This window comes from Enterobacter sp. BIDMC 29, assembly GCF_019378755.1.
GTDB lineage: Bacteria > Pseudomonadota > Gammaproteobacteria > Enterobacterales > Enterobacteriaceae > Enterobacter > Enterobacter ludwigii.
Genome location: NZ_CP080000.1, coordinates 2,435,466 through 2,458,051 on the forward strand (window position 1 = coordinate 2,435,466; position 22,586 = coordinate 2,458,051).

Here is a 22,586-nt window from a genome sequence, read left to right on the forward strand (position 1 = left end):
TCGTAACTGAGCGTTAATCAAAATTCTGTTTTACCAGCGCGCTTTCAGCAGGTTCGGCTGAATCCCATTGATGGCATGGGTATTGCTGAACGGCTGCTTGATGCCTGCTTCGAATTCGTCGCGGAAATATTTAATCGCGCTCTGCAGTGGCTCAACGGCGCCTGGTGCGTGGGCACAGAAGGTTTTCCCGGGGCCCAGGAATCGACACAGTTGCTCAAGTGTCTCGATATCGCCAGGCTGGCCTTCGCCACGTTCGATAGCACGCAGGATCTTCACGCTCCACGGCAGACCATCACGGCACGGTGTACACCAGCCGCAGGACTCGCGGGCAAAGAACTCTTCGAGGTTACGCACCAGCGATACCATGCCGATCTCATGGTCGACGGCCATCGCCAGCGCCGTACCCAGACGGCTGCCTGCTTTACCAATGCTTTCGAATTCCATCGGCAGATCAAGATGGGCCTCGGTCAGGAAGTCGGTCCCTGCACCGCCTGGCTGCCAGGCTTTGAATTTCAGGCCATCACGCATGCCGCCAGCGTAGTCTTCAAGAATTTCACGTGCGGTGGTGCCAAACGGCAGTTCCCAGACGCCAGGGTTCTTCACGCGACCGGAGAAGCCCATCAGCTTGGTACCGGCATCTTTACTGTTCGAGATGCCCTGATACCACTCCACGCCATTGGCGAGGATTGCCGGGACGTTACACAGGGTTTCGACGTTGTTTACACAGGTCGGTTTACCCCAGACGCCAGAACTTGCCGGGAACGGTGGCTTGGAACGTGGGTTAGCACGGCGGCCTTCCAGGGAGTTAATCAGTGCGGTCTCTTCACCACAGATATAACGCCCTGCCCCGGTGTGCACGAACAGCTCGAAGTCAAAACCGGTGCCAAGGATGTTTTTACCCAGCAGGCCCGCTTCAGTGGCTTCGGCAATCGCGCGACGCAGGTTTTCAGCCGCTTCGATGTATTCACCGCGCAGGAAGATGTAACCCCGGTACGCTTTCAGCGCGAATGCGGAGATCAGCATGCCTTCCACCAGCAGGTGCGGCAGCTGTTCCATCAGCAGGCGGTCTTTATAGGTGCCCGGCTCCATTTCATCAGCGTTACACAGCAGGTAACGGATGTTCATGGATTCGTCTTTAGGCATCAGGCTCCACTTCAGACCGGTGGAGAAGCCTGCGCCGCCGCGCCCTTTCAGGCCAGCGTCTTTGACCGCACTGACGATGTCGTCCGGCGCCATGCCGCCCAGGGCTTTACGCGCACCGGCATAGCCGTTTTTGCTCTGGTATTCGTCGAGCCATACCGGCTGTTTGTCATCACGCAGACGCCAGGTCAGTGGATGAGTTTCAGCAGTACGAATTACAGTTTTCATTTGTACTGCTCCAGCAGGTCAGGAATGGCTTCCGGCGTCAGATAACTGTGAGTATCCTCATCAATCATCATGGTCGGCCCCTTGTCGCAGTTCCCCAGGCAGCAGGTTGGCAGCAGCGTAAAGCGGCCATCGAACGTGGTCTGGCCTGGCTTAATATTGAGCTTTTTCTCAATCGCTGCCTGAATGCCCTGATAACCGGTAATGTGACAAACCACGCTGTCACAGTAGCGGATCACATGGCGACCCACCGGCTGACGGAAGATCTGGCTGTAGAACGTGGCTACGCCTTCTACGTCACTTGCCGGAATGCCCAGCACTTTTGCGATCTCATAGATCGCCCCATCCGGCACCCAACCACGCTGTTTCTGAACGATTTTCAGCGCTTCAATGGACGCCGCACGCGGGTCTTCGTAGTGGTGCATCTCGTGCTCAATAGCGGCACGTTCTGCTTCACTCAGCTCAAAAGCCTCGGTTTGTGGTTGTTGATTCTCGTGCATAATTAGCGGTCCACATCTGACATAACAAAATCGATACTACCCAGATACACAATCAGGTCGGAGACCAGACTGCCGCGGATGGCGGACGGGATCTGCTGCAGGTGCGCAAAGCTTGGTGTACGCACGCGGGTACGGTAGCTCATGGTGCTGCCGTCACTGGTCAGGTAGTAACTGTTAATACCCTTGGTCGCTTCAATCATCTGGAAGGATTCTTGCGCCGGCATGACCGGACCCCAGGAAACCTGCAGGAAGTGGGTGATCAGGGTTTCGATATGTTGCAGCGTGCGCTCTTTCGGCGGCGGCGTCGTCAGCGGGTGATCCGCCTTGAACGGGCCTTCCGGCATGTTGTTGAGGCACTGCTCAAGGATGCGCAGACTCTGGCGCAACTCTTCAACTTTCAGCATCACGCGGGTGTAGCAGTCGGAAACACCGCCGCCAACCGGGACTTCGAAGTCGAAGTTCTCATAGCCAGAGTAAGGACGGGCTTTACGCACGTCGAAATCAATACCGGTTGCGCGCAGACCCGCACCTGTCGTACCCCACTCCAGCGCTTCTTTCGCACCGTAGGCGGCAACGCCCTGGGAACGGCCTTTCAGGATGGTGTTACGCAGTGCGGCTTTCTCGTAAGAAGCCAGACGTTTTGGCATCCAGTCGAGGAATTCACGCAGCAGGCGCTCCCAGCCGCGCGGCAGATCGTGTGCCACACCGCCGATACGGAACCAGGCCGGGTGCATACGGAAACCGGTGATGGCTTCTACCAGATCGTAGATTTTCTGACGATCGGTAAAGGCAAAGAAGACCGGGGTCATCGCGCCAACGTCCTGAATGAACGTGGAGATATACAGCAGGTGGCTGTTGATACGGAACAGTTCGGAGAGCATCACGCGGATGACGTTAACGCGATCCGGTACGGTGATACCTGCCAGTTTCTCAACGGCCAGCACGTATGGCATTTCGTTTACGCAACCGCCGAGGTACTCGATACGGTCGGTATACGGAATGTAGCTGTGCCAGGACTGACGCTCGCCCATCTTCTCAGCACCACGGTGGTGGTAACCGATGTCCGGTACGCAGTCGACAATCTCTTCGCCATCAAGCTGAAGAATAATACGGAAAGCACCGTGCGCAGAGGGGTGGTTTGGACCGAGGTTGAGGAACATAAAGTCCTCGTTTTCCGTCCCGCGTTTCATGCCCCAGTCTTCCGGCTTGAAGGTCAGCGCTTCCATCTCCAGATCCTGCTTGGCTTTCGTCAGCTCAAACGGGTCGAATTCAGTCGCACGTGCCGGATAGTCTTTACGCAGCGGGTGGCCGGTCCACGTCTGCGGCATCATGATGCGCGTCAGATGCGGGTGGCCGTCGAAGGTCATCCCGAACATTTCCCAGGTTTCACGCTCATACCAGTTAGCGTTCGGGAAAAGTTTAGTGATCGTCGGCAGATGCATGTCGTTTTCAGACAATGCCACCTTGAGCATGATATCCGTATTACGGTCTATTGAGATCAGGTGGTAGAAAACGGAAAAATCCGCAGCAGGGAGACCCTGGCGGTGCGTACGCAGACGTTCATCCATGCCGTGTAAATCAAACAGCATGACGTAAGGTTTTGGCAATTTCTTGAGGAAATCGACCACTTCCAGTAATTGCTCACGCTTCACCCAAACAACGGGTACCCCGGTGCGGGTCGCCTGAACAGTAAAGGCATCCGGCCCAAAACGGTTGCGCAGTTCGCCAATGACAGGGTCATCCAGATGATCCCGTGTTTGCCAGGCGGCTTCTTGCGCGGTTAAGTCGGTCATATTGTTCACCATTGCAAATGGTCCGTGGTGACTGTAGGGCGTGGCTTCGCGCTATTTGAGTAGTGATATGCGAAGGTTTACTCCATGCCCACAGGCGCAAATTAAATTTCGTCAGGCGTACGCAGATTGGTTACTGCAATACGTTCGCCGCGTTTACGCTCGCGCTCAGACTGCATGTTGGCGCGGTAAACACCCTGATCGCCAACCACCCAGGAGAGCGGACGACGTTCTTTACCGATAGACTCCTGCAGCAGCATCAGCGCCTGCATGTAAGCTTCCGGACGCGGCGGACAACCCGGGATGTAAACATCCACTGGAATAAACTTATCTACGCCCTGTACGACGGAATAAATGTCGTACATACCGCCAGAGTTTGCACATGCGCCCATGGAAATAACCCATTTTGGCTCCAGCATCTGGTCATACAGACGCTGAATAACAGGTGCCATCTTGGTAAAGCATGTACCTGCCACCACCATCAGGTCAGCCTGACGTGGGGAGGCACGCAGTACCTCTGCCCCAAAACGCGCAACGTCATGCACCGCAGTGAATGACGTCACCATTTCAACGTAGCAGCAAGAAAGGCCAAAGTTGTAAGGCCAGATGGAGTTCTTACGACCCCAGTTGACCATATCGTGCATGGCATGCTCGAGTTTGCCCATGTACACGCTTTTATTGACTTCTTGCTCCAGGGGGTCGGTTACGATCTCCTGTTTTTGCAGGGGGTAACGGTCATTCTCACCGTTAGGATCTATGCGGGTGAGCGTATAATCCATCTTATTGCCTCGCTGTTACTGCTGACGATTAGAGATACTGTTTTCCGGGTTGATGTGTTCACGACGTGAACGCGCAGGCGTCCAGTCAAGCGCGCCAATACGCACCAGATAAACCAGACCGGCCAGTAACACTAAAATGAAAATTGCGGCCTCGACAAAGCCCACCCAACCACTTTCGCGGATGGAAGTTGACCATGCGAAAAGGTAAAGCGCTTCCACGTCAAAGATGACGAAGAACATGGCTACCAGATAAAACTTGGCAGACAGGCGTAAGCGAGCGGAACCTACTGAATCAATACCTGATTCGAAAGGTGTGTTCTTGTGCCTTGCACGGGCGCGACCGCCCAGGAACCAGCCGCCGACTAACATCAGGCAGCACAGGCCAATGGCTACAATAAGAAAGATTGCGAATGCCCAGTGATGAGCGATGACTTCTGTGGATGTTGACATACTCATTGCTTACTCATCAAAAGTGATACCTACGACACTGCTCTTGCTGGCAGATGGGCATCACATCGATTCATGGGGAGGAACGAAAAACCTTACACTAACTGTCAGAAATGAGACGTAGACAGCAAAATGATGGGGTTTTTTACTCCTTTCTATAACCTTTTGTCAACTTTAACAAAGGTTTCTTCACATTAAATTACATCGAGCGATTCTCATTAACATTTGGTGCCCTTTAACCCTGGTGGGTACCTGAGTTTACGTCAAATGCATGTTGTTGAATCGTGTCCGTTTTGGAAGTAAAAAAAATAACCCTCCTATTTTGACAGGATTTGCCAACGATTCCTCCCCCCAAAGAGGAGTATTTTCTTGATCTGAGACACGCTTTTGTTAATTCACCCAAAAAACCAGCAACATATTTCCTGTTTTATTAACATCGAGGCGAGCTGGAGGGAGACTGAACGGGAAATGCACAACATTTGAACAAAAGCATTTATCTTACTGATAAATAGCGACTATCCTGAAAATCCACGCGGTGATCGCGGGTATTACTGCCAAAAAAAAGCCACTGCAGGCGAAAATCGCGTGAGTGGCTTTTTTTTACATTTACAAATTGTTACCAGAATTTTGAGCTGTCGATCACTCAAAGTCCCCTTCAACGATCAGGGAATCATCCCCCCCTTCGGAGGTAACATGTTCGAACTGCCATGGATTATGGTAGTTTTCCATCGCCTCGAACACGACTTTCGCCAGTTCGTTATTGCTGGACGTATTGTGGCAGAGCAGATACTCCGTATCAGGCAAAGCAGGAAGACCATCTGATTTACCCAGTACGCGCAGATCCGGGCTCATCATTTCGACCGGACGAGCCGTTACCCCAAGCCCCGCTTTCACGGCAGCACGTACCGCTGGCAATGTGGAAGCCACATAAGCCAGACGCCATGGAATATTGGCCTCATTGAGCGCCGACAACACCATATCGCGGAACGGGCTCGGATCATCCAGTAATACCAATGGAATTGGCTCACCTTTTTGCAGCACATATTCAGCAGCGCAATACCAATGCGTCGGAGACGTGCGCAACGTCAGGCAATTAAATTGCCCTGGACGGTGCGTGGTCACCACCAGATCGACCTTATTCTCATTTAGCATCTCAATCATAAAAGCATTTCGTTTTACGCTAACGTCCAGCGCAAGCTTCGGATAAACCGAACTAATTCGATTGAGAAGAAATGGCAATATTGTGTCTGCTGACTCATCAGACGCACCTAACGTTAGCACCCCTTGCAGGTTGCTATACATTAATGACATACATGCTTCGTCATTAAAGCGAAGTATTTTCCTGGCATAACCCAGAAGCTGAATACCGTGTTCCGTTAAGAGCTTATTACGCCCGTGACGGGCAAAGAGCTCTTTACCAACCAGTTGTTCCAGCCGTTGCATTTGCTGGCTAACGGCGGACTGGGTTCGGCAAACGGCGGCAGCAGCAGCTGCAAAAGTGTTGAGATCGGCGACCGCAACAAACGTTCTCAGCAGATCGAGGTCGAGATTCATTATCGGACGATTTGCATTTATCATATCTTTTCACTTTCAGGTTGCTCGTGCGGAGCTGCCCGGGTTGAAGCTGTGTGTGTAACAGTTAAGCAATTCCCTCTGAAGGTTTTCCCTCGCATCCCGGCCCGGCAGACTGCCTGACAGATAGTTATTGTGCTGTTTTAATATCAACAGTCAGAAAGCACGTTTCATGACGTTATTTTTATTCTCTTAAACGTTCAGGATATTTAGATGTTTGCAGGTTTATGTAAATTCCATTAAGGGTGATACACCCTTTCTGCCATCTTTCTCGCAGTGCTGTCAACGTAGCAGGAGATGTTTAACCCATTCCGGCCAGAGATAACTCTAACAATAACAATCAATTAATTCAGAAAACCTGTTCCACAAATACAAAACATATGTATCTGTGCCCAGCTTTCCTGAAAGACATCTTAACCCAAATCCACTTTATTTATAAGTCTTATTGCAATATTGCGGATTTATGAGGGTTGTTAAGCTTCTCAACTAATTTTATTAAAATTAACTAAAGTTGCATTTTGTTGGTTAATAATAAATAAATTTTAATTTAGATTAAGGCCATTCATTAATAACACTTAACATTAATTTCACATGAGTAACTTTTAGCCAATGCACACTATTACAACGCCACGTAACGAAGCATTCAGGTTTTACGAAAGGTCACTCAGCGTAACTGCCACGCAGGTTGCGGATATTATTTATTTTTATCAGCACAATATACAACTTTTATATTCTTTAACAGCACAATAAACCTATTATTACACCATTAACCTTACTTTACGTCAGTTAAATTGTTCGTTGATAGCGAAAAAGATTCACACCATTTTCATTCACTACACAAAATCTTCTCCTGCCCGCCCTTCAAAACGAAGCGAGGGGGGAGTACATTATTCCGTGCTGACTTCCACGGCAGGGAGTGGCAACAATCGCGAAAAGGTTAAAGGTTCATGTCCCCTATCGAAAAATCCAGCAAGCTAGATAACGTCTGTTACGACATCCGTGGCCCGGTTCTGAAAGAGGCTAAACGCCTTGAAGAAGAAGGCAATAAGGTTCTAAAACTCAACATTGGTAACCCTGCGCCATTTGGTTTTGAAGCGCCGGATGAAATTCTGGTTGATGTGATCCGCAACCTGCCTACTGCGCAAGGCTATTGCGATTCAAAAGGACTTTACTCCGCACGAAAAGCCATCATGCAGCACTACCAGGCGCGCGATATGCGTGATGTTACCGTTGAAGATATCTATATCGGCAACGGTGTCTCTGAGCTGATCGTGCAGGCCATGCAGGCGCTGCTGAACAGCGGTGACGAAATGCTGGTTCCCGCGCCGGATTATCCGCTGTGGACGGCGGCCGTATCCCTGTCCAGCGGTAAAGCCGTGCACTATCTTTGCGACGAGTCCTCTGACTGGTTCCCGGATCTCGATGATATTCGTGCGAAAATTACCCCACGCACGCGCGGCATCGTCATTATTAACCCGAACAACCCAACGGGCGCGGTCTACTCAAAAGAGCTGCTGATGGAGATCGTGGAGATCGCCCGCCAGCACAACCTGATCATCTTTGCCGACGAAATTTACGACAAGATCCTGTATGACGCGGCGCAGCACCACTCTATCGCCGCACTGGCTCCGGACCTGCTGACCGTGACTTTTAATGGTCTCTCTAAAACCTACCGCGTGGCCGGTTTCCGTCAGGGCTGGATGGTCTTAAACGGCCCGAAAAAACATGCGAAAGGCTATATTGAAGGGCTGGAAATGCTCGCCTCTATGCGTTTATGTGCCAACGTGCCGGCGCAGCATGCTATCCAGACCGCACTCGGCGGCTATCAGAGCATCAGCGAGTTTATCGTGCCGGGCGGGCGTTTATATGAGCAGCGTAACCGCGCGTGGGAGCTTATCAACGATATTCCAGGCGTCTCCTGCGTGAAGCCGAACGGCGCGCTCTACATGTTCCCGAAAATCGACGCGAAACGCTTTAATATTCATGACGACCAGAAGATGGTGCTCGATTTCCTGCTGCAGGAAAAAGTGCTGCTGGTGCAGGGTACCGCCTTTAACTGGCCGTGGCCGGATCACGTGCGTATCGTTACCCTGCCGCGTGAAGATGACCTCGAGATGGCCATCAGCCGCTTTGGACGTTTCCTCTCAGGTTACCACCAGTAATCTTAAAATCAGGCTACTTCGGTAGCCTGATTTGCATCTTGCCTCCCCTCCCCGCACAATGAAGTCTGTCGCAGTGAAGACAAAAGGTAACCTATGAGTCAGAGTCATTTCTTTGCCCACCTCTCCCGCCTTAAACTGATCAACCGCTGGCCGCTGATGCGCAATGTCCGCACTGAGAATGTGTCGGAGCACAGTCTGCAGGTTGCGATGGTCGCTCACGCTCTGGCTGCCATTAAAAACCGGAAATTCAACGGGCAGGTTAACGCTGAGCGTATTGCCCTGCTGGCGATGTATCACGATGCCTCGGAAGTGCTGACCGGGGATTTACCGACACCCGTGAAATATTTCAACTCGCAGATAGCCCAGGAATATAAGGCCATTGAGAAGATTGCTCAGCAGAAACTGATCGACATGGTGCCGGACGAGCTGCGCGATATTTTTGAGCCGCTGATTGATGAGCATCAGTACACGGAAGAGGAAAAATTACTGGTTAAGCAGGCGGATGCGCTATGCGCTTACCTGAAATGTCTGGAAGAGCTGTCCGCGGGGAATAACGAATTTCTGCTGGCGAAAACGCGTCTGGAAAAAACGCTGGAATCACGCCGCAGCGAAGAGATGGATTATTTCATGCAGGTGTTTGTGCCGAGCTTCCATTTGTCGCTGGACGAGATCAGTCAGGACTCCCCTCTCTGACGGTATGCCGGGTCGCGACATCGCTACCCGGCATCAGGGTTTAAAACGGGAAAAGTACGGGAATCAGTATCACGCACACCACCATCACCAGCACGGTGAAGGGCACGCCTATCTTCACAAAATCACTGAATTTGTAATTTCCGGGGCCAAGCACCAGCGTATTGACCGGTGACGAGACCGGAGTCATAAACGCTGCAGATGCCGCCATAGCGACGATCATGGCAAACGGGTACGGCGAAACCCCCATTGATTTCGCCATCGCCAGTGCAATGGGTGCCATCAGGACGGCCGTGGCCGTATTGGAGATAAACAGGCCTATCGTGGCGCACATGATAAACAGGCAGACCAGCATCATGTAAGGCCCGTATCCACCGCCTGCGTCCATGAGTCCCTTGACGATCAAATCCACCCCACCGGTTTTTTGTAACGCCAGGGCAAAGGGCATCATCCCGACAATCAGAATGATGCTCGGCCAGTGAATGGCTTTGTAGGCGCTTTCGGCATCAATACAGCGGAATTTCCCCATCAGAAGACAGGCGATAATGGCCGCAATAGGGTTTGGAATTTCGTCAGTCAGCATCAGTGCGACCATCAACACCAGGCAAAAAATCGCATGCGGTGCCTGGCTGTGCGCCGGAGAAGCATCGCTCTCTTCAACCGGCATATTAAGTACCACAAAGTCGCGGCCTTTCTGCCCGAGCTGACCGATCAGTTTCCAGTTGCCGACGACCAGGAAGATATCACCGAGCAGGATAGGCTCATCCACTACCGCCCCTTCCATCGCCACGCCATCACGCTTTAAGCCCACCACGTTTAGCCCATAGCGGGTCCTGAAGCCGATTTCGCGCACGGTTTTACCCAGTAATTCTGATTCCGGGATCAGCGACACTTCGGCCATGCCGACATCCAGCGCCTGGTCTGAAAAATACTCCCCACGTAGCACCATGGGTTCCAGCAACTGTTCACTGCAAAACTCGCGCAAATCGACATCGGCGGTGGACATATCAATCAGCAAAACGTCGCGTGCACGGAATTCCGACACCCCGTTGACGTTAACAATCACCCGCCGAAAACGACGCCAGCGCTCTACGCCGATCACGTTCGCGCCATAGCGCTCGCGCAGCTTCAGGTCGTCAAGACGCTGGCCAATGAGGGGCGAGCCGGGGCGGATAGCCAGACGGCGCGCCCGCCCGGTCAGACGATACTCTTTGATCAGATCGCGGAAGGTCCGTCGTTTCCAGCCGTCTTTGCTTTTATCCTGTTTTTCCCCCTTCAGGGCAAAACGGGTTAACAGCATGTAGACCACGCCCAGCACCAGAATCACCAGTCCAAGTGGGGTCACGCTGAAAAAGCTAAAGCCTTCAAACCCTTCGCGGATTAGCTCACTGTTGACGACCAGGTTCGGCGGGGTCGCCACCAGCGTCATCATCCCGCTGATAAGACCGGCAAAGCTCAGAGGCATCATCAGGCGCGACGGCGAGGTTTGCATCCGCATGGAGACGCTCAGCACCACCGGGATAAAGATGGCGACGACGCCCGTGGAGCTCATAAACGCCCCCAGCCCGGCAACCGTCAGCATCAGGTAGATCAACATTTTGGTTTCGCTGTTGCCGGCCACCTTGACCAGCCACGACCCCATAATGGTCGCCACGCCGGTGCGCACCAGCCCGTCGCCAATAATAAACAGGGCGGCAATCAGGATAACGTTGGGATCACTAAATCCGGAGAAAGCCTCCGGCAGCGTGAGCGTACCGCTCAGCACAAAGGCAACGATGACAAACAAGGCGATGGCATCCATGCGCACCTTGCCTGAGGCAAAGAGAAGGATGGCGATTAAAAGCAGGCTCAGGACCCAAATCAGTTCACCGTTCACAACATATCCTTGTCAGTGGAGGAGACAAAATTTTGCCATAAAAAAGCCCCAACAATGTGGGGCTATATCATGGGATTACATTTTAAGCGAGACGGTTACAACTCCGTCCGGTGCCTTCGCAACGTTAATCGCCGTCAGCGTGTTAAGCACCAGATCCGCCTCGTTCAGGCGGGGTGAACCCGCCGGAACATTAACGGCGATGACGTGGCTTCCGGCGTTCAACCCCGCCAGGACGCCTGCTGCCGCATCCTCCACCACCACACAATCGGCTGGTGCCAGGCCAAGCAGTTCGGCACCGAGTAAAAAGGCATCCGGTTCAGGCTTGCCGCGCTTCACGCGCTCTGCCGTGATAAACACTTCGGGCGTCGGTAACCCTGCGGCCTTGTGGCGGGCATGGGCAACGGGCACCGAGCCGGAGGTGACGATCGCCCACGGGATTTGGGCTTCGTTCAGATGTTCAAGCAGTTCAAGCGCCCCCGGCAGCGCTGTGATGCCATCCGTGTCGGTGGCTTCAATGTGCTCAAGATAGCTGAACTCCGCCTGAATCTCTTCCTCAGAACGTCCTGCTAAGAAGTGCCGCAATGAGGTTATGGCCTGTTTGCCATGGATAAAATTCAGTACTTCCTGATGGTCAATGCCATGTCTGTCCGCCCAATGGCACCATGAACGCTCCACAACCGGCAGCGAATCCACCAGCGTACCGTCCAAATCAAACAGAAAACCTCTACACTGCACAAGCACCTCCGTCAGGCATTAATAATTTGTTGAATCTCATTGTTACTTAAATGGTACTGGCGCGGGCAGGCGTGCCAGACGCTCAGCATGCGCTGATATTTTTCCCACATTGGGGTCTGCGCATTGAAGCCGTGCGTGCCCGCGTCAAAATGGGTATAGCGCCCTTCCGTGTTCACCATAAAACGCACATAGCTCAGATAACGCGCTTCCGTTGCGGCATCAAAGCCCAGGAAGGTGACGCGACGTTCGTCAATGGACTGCTGATCTTTGAGATTGGTCCAGGAAACATGCAGGGCGTGATACATCTCCATAATGTCGATCACGGTGCGGCAGGTTTCTTCTTTCATCTCACCAAACTCGCGGTCCAGTTCACGCATCTGCAAACCAAAGCCACGTTCGACGATTGTCTGCAGGCGGCTGTAGCGCTCAGCGTTATCGGGATCAAGCATAGTCATCATTTTGTACTGGTTGGACAAAATCAGACGTTGAGCATGGGTCATTTCCATCTTTCGACTCCTGTAGCGCATTGCACTGTAAAAAAAAAGACACGGTAACGGTGAGTTACTGTGCCTTCTTTTATTCGTCGTTTCGATGATCAATCACAAGTCATCGAGGAATGTTTTGTCGAGTTGCTTAAAAGCGCGCTTGAGCGTGTCAGCAAGCGCCTGGTAATCGGGCTTGCCTTCGACCGGGGCAAGCGCCTGCCCGGCTTCCTCCAGTTTCCCGCGAACTTCATAAAACCAGTGTAAAATAGAAGGCGGGAGTGGCGTGATAGAACGTTTACCTAACCACCACAGACCCTGCATCGGCAGACTTAACGCGAAAAGTGCCGTCGCAACGGCCGGGCCAAGCTGCCCGCCCAGCGCGATTTGCCAGCAGAGCGTAAAGATGGCGACAGGTGGCATAAAGCGAATCGCATAGCGCGTGGCGCGGATCGTGCGGTTCTCAATAAACATGGGCGCAAGGCGCTTTTCCATTGGCCACGTCTTTGCGTAATGCTGTCCCCGACGAAACAGACTGAAAAAATTCACGGACGGGTTCTCTGGTGTCGACATGGCTGTACCTCAACTTCACATATAAAAATTAAAATTTTCGTGCAAAACCACAACAGGCTATGACAACGTTCAAAATATTTTGTCATCAGCACCCCGTATCGGGTATTCTGTGCCAGCCTGATAGGCCCTTAGACGAGAACCATTAACTCGTCAAATTATCGCATATTATGCCATTGGCTGAAAAATGTTCAAAATGGCATAAAATCATATGTATTTCTTCCATCATGCCACAATGTTCGTTTGGCATGATGTTAATCATAAATGTCTGAGTCATTATGCGTTACGCTTTTAGACTCCCTGACGTTTTTTTAGCCACGTATCAATAATAGGTACTTCCATGTCGAGTAAGTTAGTACTGGTTCTGAACTGCGGTAGCTCCTCACTGAAATTCGCCATCATCGATGCGCTCAACGGTGACGAATACCTCTCTGGTTTGGCCGAATGTTTCCATCTGCCTGAAGCACGTATCAAGTGGAAGATGGACGGCAGCAAACAGGAAGCGGCTTTAGGTGCAGGCGCCGCTCACAGTGAAGCGCTGAACTTTATCGTTAACACTATTCTGGCACAAAAACCAGAACTGTCTGCTCAGCTGACTGCGATTGGTCACCGTATCGTCCACGGCGGCGAAAAATACACCCGTTCCGTCGTTATCGACGAAACGGTTATTCAGGGCATTAAAGACTCTGCCTCTTTCGCACCGCTGCACAACCCAGCTCACCTGATCGGTATCGCTGAAGCGCTGAAATCCTTCCCGCAGCTGAAAGACAAAAACGTGGCTGTGTTCGACACTGCGTTCCACCAGACCATGCCGGAAGAATCTTACCTCTATGCCCTGCCGTACAGCCTCTACAAAGAGCACGGCGTTCGTCGCTACGGCGCGCACGGCACCAGCCACTTCTATGTGACTCAGGAAGCCGCTAAAGTGCTGAACAAGCCGGTTGACGAAGTTAACATCATCACCTGCCACCTGGGCAACGGTGGTTCTGTTTCTGCTATCCGCAACGGTAAATGTGTTGATACATCCATGGGTCTGACCCCGCTGGAAGGTCTGGTGATGGGTACCCGTTCCGGTGACATCGACCCGGCGATCATCTTCCACCTGCACGACACCCTGGGCATGAGCGTTGATCAGATCAACAAAATGCTGACCAAAGAGTCTGGCCTGCTGGGTCTGACCGAAGTCACCAGCGACTGCCGTTATGTTGAAGACAACTACGCAGAAAAAGCAGACGCTAAACGTGCAATGGACGTTTACTGCCACCGTCTGGCGAAGTACATCGGCTCTTACACTGCGCTGATGGACGGTCGTCTGGACGCGGTTATCTTCACCGGTGGTATCGGTGAGAACGCGGCAATGGTTCGTGAACTGTCCCTGGGTAAACTGGGTGTTCTGGGCTTCGAAGTTGACCACGAGCGTAACCTGGCAGCCCGCTTCGGCAAGTCTGGCTTCATCAACAAAGAAGGCACCCGTCCGGCTATCGTTATCCCAACTAACGAAGAGCTGGTCATCGCGCAAGACGCGCACCGCCTGACTGCCTGATTCCACACCGCCAGCAATGCTGGCGGTGCTGTTTTGTAGCCCGCCCCCTGTCGGCGGTAACGAAAGAGGATAAACCGTGTCCCGTACTATTATGCTGATCCCTACCGGAACCAGCGTCGGTCTGACCAGCGTCAGCCTTGGCGTTATCCGTGCTATGGAACGCAAAGGCGTTCGTTTGAGCGTCTTTAAGCCTATCGCCCAGCCTCGTGCCGGTGGCGATGCGCCAGACCAGACCACCACCATCGTGCGTAAGAACTCCAATCTGCCAGCGGCTGAACCGCTGAAGATGAGCCACGTTGAATCTCTGCTGTCCAGCAACCAGAAAGACGTGCTGATGGAAGAGATCATCGCCAACTATCACGCTAACACGCAAGACGCGGAAGTGGTGCTGGTTGAAGGCCTGGTCCCGACCCGCAAACACCAGTTCGCTCAGTCTCTGAACTTCGAAATCGCGAAAACGCTGAATGCAGAAATCGTGTTCGTCATGTCCCAGGGTACCGATAACCAGGAACAGCTGAAAGAGCGTATCGAACTGACCCGCAGCAGCTTCGGCGGCGCGAAAAATACCAACATCACCGGCGTTATCGTTAACAAACTGAACGCACCGGTTGATGAACAAGGTCGTACCCGTCCTGACCTGTCCGAAATCTTCGATGACTCTTCTAAAGCGAAAGTGGTTAAAGTTGATCCTGCGACTCTGCAGGATTCCAGCCCGCTGCCAGTACTGGGCGTGGTGCCATGGAGCTTCGACCTGATTGCTACCCGTGCAATCGACATGGCGCGTCACCTGAACGCTACCGTGATTAACGAAGGCGACATCAACACCCGCCGCGTGAAGTCTGTGACCTTCTGTGCGCGTAGCATTCCGCACATGCTGGAACACTTCCGCGCAGGCTCCCTGCTCGTGACCTCCGCTGACCGTCCTGACGTGCTGGTTGCTGCGTGCCTGGCCGCGATGAACGGTGTGGAAATCGGTGCCATTCTGCTGACCGGTGCTTACGAGATGGATCCACGCGTAAGCAAGCTGTGCGAACGTGCGTTCGCCACTGGCCTGCCAGTCTTTATGGTGAACACCAACACCTGGCAGACCTCTCTGAGCCTGCAGAGCTTCAACCTGGAAGTGCCGGTTGATGACCATGAGCGTATCGAGAAAGTGCAGGAATACGTTGCGGGCTACATCAACGCAGACTGGATTGAATCCCTGACGGCGACCTCCGAGCGCAGCCGTCGTCTGTCTCCTCCGGCCTTCCGTTACCAGCTGACCGAGCTGGCGCGTAAAGCGGGCAAACGTGTTGTTCTGCCAGAAGGCGACGAACCACGTACCGTTAAAGCGGCTGCCATCTGTGCAGAGCGCGGCATCGCGACCTGTGTGCTGCTGGGTAACCCGGATGAAATTAACCGCGTTGCTGCCTCTCAGGGCGTTGAGCTGGGTGCAGGCATTGAAATCGTCGACCCGGAAGTGGTTCGCGAAAGCTACGTTGCACGTCTGGTTGAACTGCGTAAGAGCAAGGGCATGACCGAAGCCGTAGCGCGTGAGCAGCTTGAAGACAACGTTGTGCTGGGCACGCTGATGCTGGAGCAGGACGAAGTTGACGGTCTGGTTTCCGGTGCGGTTCACACCACGGCGAACACCATCCGTCCACCGCTGCAGCTGATTAAAACGGCGCCAGGCAGTTCTCTGGTGTCTTCCGTGTTCTTCATGCTGCTGCCTGAACAGGTTTACGTTTACGGTGACTGTGCGATCAACCCGGATCCAACTGCAGAGCAGCTGGCTGAGATCGCTATTCAGTCTGCCGATTCCGCGATTGCCTTCGGTATTGAACCTCGCGTGGCAATGCTCTCCTACTCTACCGGTACTTCTGGTGCAGGTAGCGATGTAGAGAAAGTCCGTGAAGCGACGCGTCTGGCACAGGAAAAACGTCCTGATCTGATGATCGACGGTCCGCTGCAGTATGATGCCGCGGTTATGGCTGACGTTGCGAAATCCAAAGCACCGAACTCACCGGTTGCGGGTCGCGCTACCGTGTTCATCTTCCCGGATCTGAACACCGGTAACACCACCTACAAAGCGGTACAGCGTTCTGCAGACCTGATCTCCATCGGGCCAATGCTGCAGGGTATGCGCAAACCTGTGAACGACCTGTCCCGTGGCGCGCTGGTTGACGATATCGTCTACACCATCGCTCTGACCGCGATCCAGTCTTCACAACAGCAGTAATACGTTACTGACTAAAAAGGCGACCCGAAGGTCGCCTTTTTTATTTACAACAACTCCCTCGCCGCCGACACAATGTCGTGTGCCGTCAGGCCATACTCCTTCTGCAGGAAGTCCTGTGTCCCCACCTGGCCGTAACGCTCCTTCACGCCCACCCGACGCATCGGCACCGGACAGGTTTCCACCAGCACTTCCGCCACTGCCGATCCCAGCCCGTTATGAATGCTGTGGTTTTCGCAGGTCACGATACGTCCGGTTTTCTCGGCGTAGTTTTTCACCAGCATCCGGTCAATCGGCTTAAGGGTAAACATGTCGATCACCGCGGCGCTGACGCCCTCCTGTTCGAGCTGACGCGCCGCTTCAAGCGCTTCCGCCACCATAATGCCGTTGGCAATCAGGGTGATGTCACTGCCTTCGCGCAGTACGTTGCCCTTGCCAAGCGTAAATGTCGAACCCGGCGCATACACGCTCGGGGCCTGCTTACGGATGGTACGCACCCAGTAGAAACCGTCGAGGTTAATAAGCTGGCGCAGTACATCTTCAAACATCACCGCATCCGTCACTTCCAGCACCACCGAATGGGCCAGCCCCCGCACGATGCCCATATCTTCAAACGACATATGCGTGCCGCCGTTATGACAGGCCGTCACGCCGGCATCTGAGGCAATGACCTTCACATTGTTACGCTGGTAGTCCAGGGACATAAACAGCTGGTCGAAACAGCGACGGCTGGCGAAGGCGGTAAAGGTATGCACGAACGGCTTGCGTCCGGTCAGCGACAGCCCCGCCGCCGTCCCCATAACGTTAGCTTCCATGATGCCGCAGTTAATCACATGCTGCGGATAATCACGCGCCACGCCATCCATCGCCATTGAACTCATCAGATCCGCCTCGAGGGCGATAATGTCGCTCCCGGCTTCAATCTGCTGTGCCACAAACCCCGCGTAGACTTTACGCATCTCAACGACGTCTTTCTGACCTGCAGGTGCAACCTTAATCATGTGAAGCCTCCAGTTGGCGAATCGTCTCGTTGAGGGCCGCCTTGCTCTCGGCGGTTAATCGCAGATGGTGCGAGTTACTCAGTTGCTCCAGATACGGCACGCCCTGCCCTTTGATACTGTCGAGGATCACCACCAGCGGGCGAGCATCCGCCGCCGGAACCAGCGATGTCACCTCCAGCAGTGCCGGAATGTCATCTCCTTTCACCGTCACCACGTCAAACCCGAAGGCACGGAATTTTCCTTCCAGATCGAACGCACAGATAATGTCGTCGAGTTCGCCATCAAGCTGTTGTTTGTTCCAGTCAACGAATACCGTCAGGTTATTCAGGCGATGGTGTGCAATAAACTGGAACGCTTCCCAGCACTGCCCTTCGTTCAGCTCGCCGTCGCCGACGATACAGAAAACCCGGTTGGGGCGTCCCGCCAGCTTATGCGACAGCGCCATTCCACCGGCGATGGAAATCCCCTGCCCCAGCGAGCCGGTGGTGGCATCCACCCCGCGCGTTTTTAGCCGGTCCGGATGGCTCGGCAGACGCGTACCGTTCTGGTTCAGCGTGCTAAGTTCTTCCATCGGGAAGTAGCCTTTGATCGCCAGGGTGCTGTACAGCGCGGGACCAGCATGTCCTTTTGACAAGACAAAGTAGTCACGCTCTGGCCAGTCCGGGTCGGCCGGGTCAATTTTCATCACTGCGCCGTACAACACGGCCAGGGTTTCAACAACCGACATACTGCCGCCGTAGTGACCAAAGCCCAGCTGGGTCAGCATTTTCAGCGTTTCAAGGCGGATCTGACGCGCCAGATGGGTTATCTCATTCTCATTCATGATTTGGCTCCGGTGTTTTCCTGCGCGTTATCGCCCGCAGATTTGTTTTTAGCGAACACGTTGTACGCCACCAGCAGTGCGAACAACGCCACAACAAGGCCAGTGATGGCAAGCGGCGACAGGAAGCGCGCCAGGTTACCCAGCACGATCCCGACAGCGCCAAAGTCAGCGTCTGAGAACGTGGTATTGGCAAATCCAATTGCCCCCAGCACAGGCAGCAGCAGAACCGGCAGGAAGGTGATCAGCAGGCCGTTGGCAAACGCACCAATCATCGCTCCACGACGCCCCCCGGTGGCGTTACCAAACACGCCCGCGGTGGCGCCGGTGAAGAAGTGCGGCACCACACCAGGCAGAATCAGCACCCAGCTGAATTGCCCACAGATAAACAGCCCCACCAGCCCGCCAAGGAAGCTGAACAGGAAGCCAATCAGCACCGCATTTGGCGCATACGGATAGACAACCGGGCAGTCCAGAGCCGGACGTGCATTCGGCACCAGTTTTTCAGAAAAGCCGGTAAAGGCCGGGACGATTTCCGCCAGAATCAGGCGCACACCCTGCAGGATGATGAACACCCCCGCGGCGAACGTGATGGCCATGATGATGGCATAGACCAGGTAGTTCTGACCGCCGCTAAAGGTCGCCTCAACGTAGTCACGCCCGGCGCTCACCGCCATGATCAGGTAGATGATCATCATGGTCAGCGAGATGGAGATAGAGCTGTCGCGCAGGAAGCTCAGGTTCTTCGGCAGGTTCATCTCTTCAGTCGAGCGAGAGCCTTTGCCGAACTTGCTGCCAATCCAGCCGGAGAGAACATAGCCCAGGGTACCGAAGTGACCAAAAGCGATGTCATCGTTGCCGGTAATGCGCTTCATGTAACGCTGCGCCAGCGCCGGGAAGAAGGCCATCACCAGACCGAGGATCAGCGACCCGGTAAAGACCAGACCAACGCCCTCAAAGCCCGCCACGGTGAGGATGACCCCAATCATGCATGCCATGTAGAAGGTGTGATGCCCGGTCAGAAAGATATACTTCAGACGCGTAAAGCGGGCGACAATGATATTTGCCACCATACCGAATGCCATAATCAGCGCGGTAGAGGCACCGTATTTCTCCAGCGCAATGGAAACAATTGCCTCGTTATTGGGAATAATGCCCTGAATATTAAAGGCGTGTTCAAACATTCCGCCTAACGGGTTTAATGACCCAACCAGCACCGTGGCCCCGCCGCCAAGCACAATAAAACCGAGTATGGTTTTAATGGTCCCTTTCACCACATCAGAAAAAGATTTTTTTTGAGCGACCAGGCCAATTAAGGCTATTAAGCCCACCAGCACCGACGGGACTTTTAATATATCAACAACGAAATTCAGCGTTTCAAGGATAAACATATCCACCTCGCCTTATCAGGATTATTGTCTGTCGAACCAGGCGCGGAGCTGCGCTTCGAGTTCGTTGATATCAATGATGTTGTTGATCACCACCAGCTGGCTTTCCGGCACGCTGGCGCTGGCGGCAATGTCTTTCGCCATCACGAAAAGATCGGCGGCACCCGGCGTTGCCGAGGAGAGATCGGAGTGTTCAACGTCGGCGTCAATGGCCAGCTTCTTGAGCACCTTTTTAATATTCATTTCGACCATAAAACTACTGCCCAGGCCTGAACCGCAAATAGCCATAATTTTCATTGTTGTCCCCTTTTTTTGAGTAGAGCACGCCCCATCACGCTAAGCGTAATGTTGTGATAAATCGGATGAGAGAATTAAATCAGAAGCGGTCAATAATCGTTTTAATGTCCTCCAGGGTATTCGCCTGATGCAATTCAGCCATATCGTCGTCACTGGAAAATAATTCAGCGAGGGCAGAGATCATGTCGATGTGACTGTGTTTATCCGGCGCCGCGAGCATAATAATAACATCCACGGGATCGAACTCGCCGGCACCAAAAGAGACTCCCTTTTTCAGTTTTAATAATGAGAGGCCTAATCCTTTGGCCCCCTCTTCCGGCCGCGCATGCGGCATGGCCAGCCCTGGTGCCAGCACATAATAAGGTCCTAATGCATGATGCTGCTCAATGATGGCCGTCACGTATTCCGGGCCAATCACCTGCAGATCCAGCAACGGTTTCGCGCATATTTCCAGCGCTTGCGGCCAGCTTTCCACGCTCTCCTGCAGCGTGATGGTTGTATCATATATCCACTTTTTCAGCATTTCTCCGTCCCGCCACAATGCAAAAGATGAGCAAACTTTATTCAACACATCCCATGTTGACTGCGATCGGGATCACAAAGATAGCGCTACCAATCGCTAACATTCAGAAGTGTGATAGCGCTATCAAATTGTAATCATGGTGTGAATTCACAGCAAAAAAAGGGATTTAAGGCGTATACTGCGTTTCACGTGAAACGAAGGATGATAATAAAAACGCGTCTGGTCAGCAGGAAGGTGTATGTCTCTAACCCGAAAACGGCGCAGTACCGGTAAAGTGACACTCGCCGATGTCGCACAGCTTGCCGGGGTGGGCACGATGACCGTGTCCCGTGCACTCCGCACGCCTGAACAGGTTTCCGATAAACTGCGAGAAAAAATAGAAGCCGCTGTACAGGAATTGGGTTACATGCCTAATCTCGCTGCCAGCGCGCTGGCCTCGGCATCGTCATGGACGATTGCGATGGTCGTTCCTAATCTCTCCGAATCCGGTTGCTCGGAGATGTTCGCCGGGCTTCAGCAGGTGCTGCAGCCTGCCGGCTACCAGATCATGCTGGCCGAATCACAGCATCGACTCGAGCAGGAAGAAAAATTGCTGGAGACGCTGCTTGCCTCGAACATTGCCGCTGCGATTTTGCTCAGCGTTGAACACTCCGATACTGTCCGCCACTGGCTGAAAAACGCGTCCATTCCGGTCATGGAAATGGGGGCCATGCGCGCCGATCCTATTGATATGAATATCGGGATTGATAACGTCGCGGCGATGTACGAACTGACGGAGATGGTTATTAAGCGCGGCTACCAGAATATTGGCCTGCTGTGCGCTAACCAGGAGCAGTGGATTTTCCAGCAGCATTTACAGGGCTGGTACAAAGCGATGCTTCGCCACCATATGTCACCAAACCGGGTGATTAACGCCGCCATGCCACCGAGTTTTTCCACGGGTGCGGCGCAACTGCCGGAGTTCCTGCTGGCGTGGCCGGAGCTGGATGCACTGGTGTGCGTGTCGGATGAACTGGCCTGCGGGGCACTTTATGAATGCCAGCGTCGGCGTATAAAAGTACCGGACGATCTGGCCGTGGTGGGTTTTGGCGATAGCGACGTCAGCCGGGTCTGTCAGCCACCGCTGACGACCATGGCTGTGCCACATCGTAAGATTGGGATTGAAGCGGGACGCGCGTTACTGGAACGTCTGAATGATGGAGACTGGCGCGATCATAAACCTATCGCGTCCAGCCTGTGTCTGCGGGAGAGTTGTTGAGGCTTACTCCGCCTCTTCCTCTTTTTCCGCTTTCGTGGATTCGTTTTTAGCGTTGCGGGTCATCCACAGCGCCAGCGCTTTTAACGAATCCGGGGTGAACTCGTCGCAACGCGCGGTAATTTCTTCCGGCGTCATCCAGTTCACTTCGCTCACTTCTTCTTCCTGCAGGGCGAACGGGCCATGGGAAACGCAGCTAAACAGCCCGCCCCAGACGCGGCAATGCTCGTCCTCGAAATAGAACTGACCATGCTCGGCAAACGGCACGCCGGCAATCCCTAACTCTTCTTCCGCTTCACGACGCGCGGAGTCCAGCAGAACTTCATCCGCCTGAACAACGCCGCCTGCAGTTGCATCCAGCATACCAGGGAGAAAATCTTTGGTGTCCGTGCGGCGCTGGACCAGAATTTTGCCCATCCCGTCATGCACAACGATGTATGTCGCACGGTGACGCAGACGCTCCGCGCGCATTTGTTCGCGGCTGGCCTGCGCGATCACTTCATTCTCTTCGTTGACAATGTCAACCCACTCTGTACTTGCCAAATGACTCTGCTCCACCATCGGGAAACCTTCTCG

The 22,586-nt window shown here is 53.4% G+C and carries 21 protein-coding genes; 5 read left to right on the forward strand and 16 right to left on the reverse strand.

The window, feature by feature from the left end; translation table 11 throughout:
• Positions 1-30 precede the first annotated feature (30 nt).
• From nuoF to lrhA, 6 genes are all read right to left on the reverse strand, one after another.
• Positions 31-1,368: an NADH-quinone oxidoreductase subunit NuoF gene (gene nuoF / locus JTA15_RS10875; RefSeq protein ID WP_014170996.1), complete on the reverse strand. Its 1,338-nt coding sequence runs from the start codon at positions 1,366-1,368 to the stop codon at positions 31-33.
• Entirely contained in the window at positions 1,365-1,865 is a 501-nt protein-coding gene (gene nuoE, locus JTA15_RS10880; protein WP_014170998.1) for an NADH-quinone oxidoreductase subunit NuoE, read from the reverse strand. Before nuoE ends, nuoF begins: the two co-directional genes overlap by 4 nt.
• Before the next feature lie 2 nt (positions 1,866-1,867).
• The gene (nuoC, locus tag JTA15_RS10885; RefSeq protein ID WP_014170999.1) at positions 1,868-3,670 is read right to left on the reverse strand and encodes an NADH-quinone oxidoreductase subunit C/D; all 1,803 of its coding nucleotides are present in this window, start codon (positions 3,668-3,670) and stop codon (positions 1,868-1,870) included.
• An 89-nt stretch (positions 3,671-3,759) separates the two neighbouring features.
• Positions 3,760-4,434, reverse strand: coding sequence for an NADH-quinone oxidoreductase subunit NuoB (gene nuoB, locus JTA15_RS10890; RefSeq protein WP_003861482.1), 675 nt, complete (start codon positions 4,432-4,434; stop codon positions 3,760-3,762).
• Positions 4,435-4,449: 15 nt separating this feature from the next.
• Entirely contained in the window at positions 4,450-4,890 is a 441-nt protein-coding gene (gene nuoA / locus JTA15_RS10895) for an NADH-quinone oxidoreductase subunit NuoA (RefSeq protein ID WP_014171000.1), read from the reverse strand.
• 630 nt (positions 4,891-5,520) lie between these two features.
• Positions 5,521-6,459: a transcriptional regulator LrhA gene (gene lrhA / locus JTA15_RS10900; protein WP_014171001.1), complete on the reverse strand. Its 939-nt coding sequence runs from the start codon at positions 6,457-6,459 to the stop codon at positions 5,521-5,523.
• A 941-nt stretch (positions 6,460-7,400) separates the two neighbouring features.
• Between lrhA and alaA the strand changes: the two genes are divergently transcribed.
• The gene (gene alaA, locus JTA15_RS10905) at positions 7,401-8,615 is read left to right on the forward strand and encodes an alanine transaminase AlaA (RefSeq protein ID WP_014171002.1); all 1,215 of its coding nucleotides are present in this window, start codon (positions 7,401-7,403) and stop codon (positions 8,613-8,615) included.
• Positions 8,616-8,708: 93 nt separating this feature from the next.
• Positions 8,709-9,308, forward strand: a complete 600-nt coding sequence (gene yfbR, locus JTA15_RS10910; protein WP_014171003.1) for a 5'-deoxynucleotidase — start codon at positions 8,709-8,711, stop codon at positions 9,306-9,308.
• A gap of 40 nt (positions 9,309-9,348) precedes the next feature.
• Here yfbR and JTA15_RS10915 read toward each other — a convergent pair whose 3' ends face one another.
• The 4 genes from JTA15_RS10915 to yfbV form a co-directional block, all read right to left on the reverse strand.
• Complete coding sequence (locus JTA15_RS10915) at positions 9,349-11,181, reverse strand: SLC13 family permease (protein WP_014171004.1); 1,833 nt, start codon at positions 11,179-11,181, stop codon at positions 9,349-9,351.
• Between the two features lie 75 nt (positions 11,182-11,256).
• A complete protein-coding gene (locus JTA15_RS10920) occupies positions 11,257-11,916 on the reverse strand; it encodes a sugar phosphatase (RefSeq protein ID WP_059305524.1) in 660 nt (219 codons plus the stop codon).
• A gap of 11 nt (positions 11,917-11,927) precedes the next feature.
• Complete coding sequence (locus JTA15_RS10925) at positions 11,928-12,422, reverse strand: YfbU family protein (protein WP_020883140.1); 495 nt, start codon at positions 12,420-12,422, stop codon at positions 11,928-11,930.
• A gap of 93 nt (positions 12,423-12,515) precedes the next feature.
• Complete coding sequence (gene yfbV, locus JTA15_RS10930; protein WP_008502875.1) at positions 12,516-12,971, reverse strand: terminus macrodomain insulation protein YfbV; 456 nt, start codon at positions 12,969-12,971, stop codon at positions 12,516-12,518.
• A 337-nt stretch (positions 12,972-13,308) separates the two neighbouring features.
• On the opposite strand from yfbV, the gene ackA reads away from it, so the two are divergent.
• Both ackA and pta read left to right on the forward strand, forming a co-directional pair.
• Positions 13,309-14,511 carry an acetate kinase gene (ackA, locus tag JTA15_RS10935; protein ID WP_219373219.1) on the forward strand — a complete coding sequence of 401 codons (1,203 nt, stop codon included), beginning with the start codon at positions 13,309-13,311 and terminating at the stop codon, positions 14,509-14,511.
• Between the two features lie 76 nt (positions 14,512-14,587).
• Entirely contained in the window at positions 14,588-16,729 is a 2,142-nt protein-coding gene (gene pta / locus JTA15_RS10940) for a phosphate acetyltransferase (RefSeq protein ID WP_014171009.1), read from the forward strand.
• A gap of 44 nt (positions 16,730-16,773) precedes the next feature.
• Here the strand turns inward: pta and JTA15_RS10945 are convergent, their stop codons facing one another.
• The 5 genes from JTA15_RS10945 to JTA15_RS10965 all read right to left on the reverse strand — a co-directional run bounded on the left by JTA15_RS10945 (position 16,774) and on the right by JTA15_RS10965 (position 20,755).
• A complete protein-coding gene (locus tag JTA15_RS10945; protein WP_219373220.1) occupies positions 16,774-17,727 on the reverse strand; it encodes a transketolase family protein in 954 nt (317 codons plus the stop codon).
• Positions 17,720-18,550, reverse strand: coding sequence for a transketolase (locus tag JTA15_RS10950; protein WP_014171011.1), 831 nt, complete (start codon positions 18,548-18,550; stop codon positions 17,720-17,722). The genes JTA15_RS10945 and JTA15_RS10950 overlap by 8 nt, the downstream gene beginning before the upstream one ends.
• Positions 18,547-19,938, reverse strand: a complete 1,392-nt coding sequence (locus tag JTA15_RS10955) for a PTS ascorbate transporter subunit IIC (protein WP_020883137.1) — start codon at positions 19,936-19,938, stop codon at positions 18,547-18,549. The genes JTA15_RS10950 and JTA15_RS10955 overlap by 4 nt, the downstream gene beginning before the upstream one ends.
• A gap of 21 nt (positions 19,939-19,959) precedes the next feature.
• Complete coding sequence (locus JTA15_RS10960) at positions 19,960-20,232, reverse strand: PTS sugar transporter subunit IIB (RefSeq protein WP_014171013.1); 273 nt, start codon at positions 20,230-20,232, stop codon at positions 19,960-19,962.
• Positions 20,233-20,311: 79 nt separating this feature from the next.
• The gene (locus JTA15_RS10965) at positions 20,312-20,755 is read right to left on the reverse strand and encodes a PTS sugar transporter subunit IIA (RefSeq protein WP_025203579.1); all 444 of its coding nucleotides are present in this window, start codon (positions 20,753-20,755) and stop codon (positions 20,312-20,314) included.
• A gap of 238 nt (positions 20,756-20,993) precedes the next feature.
• Between JTA15_RS10965 and JTA15_RS10970 the strand changes: the two genes are divergently transcribed.
• Positions 20,994-22,013, forward strand: a complete 1,020-nt coding sequence (locus JTA15_RS10970) for a LacI family DNA-binding transcriptional regulator (RefSeq protein WP_014171015.1) — start codon at positions 20,994-20,996, stop codon at positions 22,011-22,013.
• 3 nt (positions 22,014-22,016) lie between these two features.
• Here the strand turns inward: JTA15_RS10970 and yfcD are convergent, their stop codons facing one another.
• Complete coding sequence (gene yfcD / locus JTA15_RS10975; RefSeq protein ID WP_014171016.1) at positions 22,017-22,571, reverse strand: NUDIX hydrolase YfcD; 555 nt, start codon at positions 22,569-22,571, stop codon at positions 22,017-22,019.
• Between the last annotated feature and the right edge of the window lie 15 nt (positions 22,572-22,586).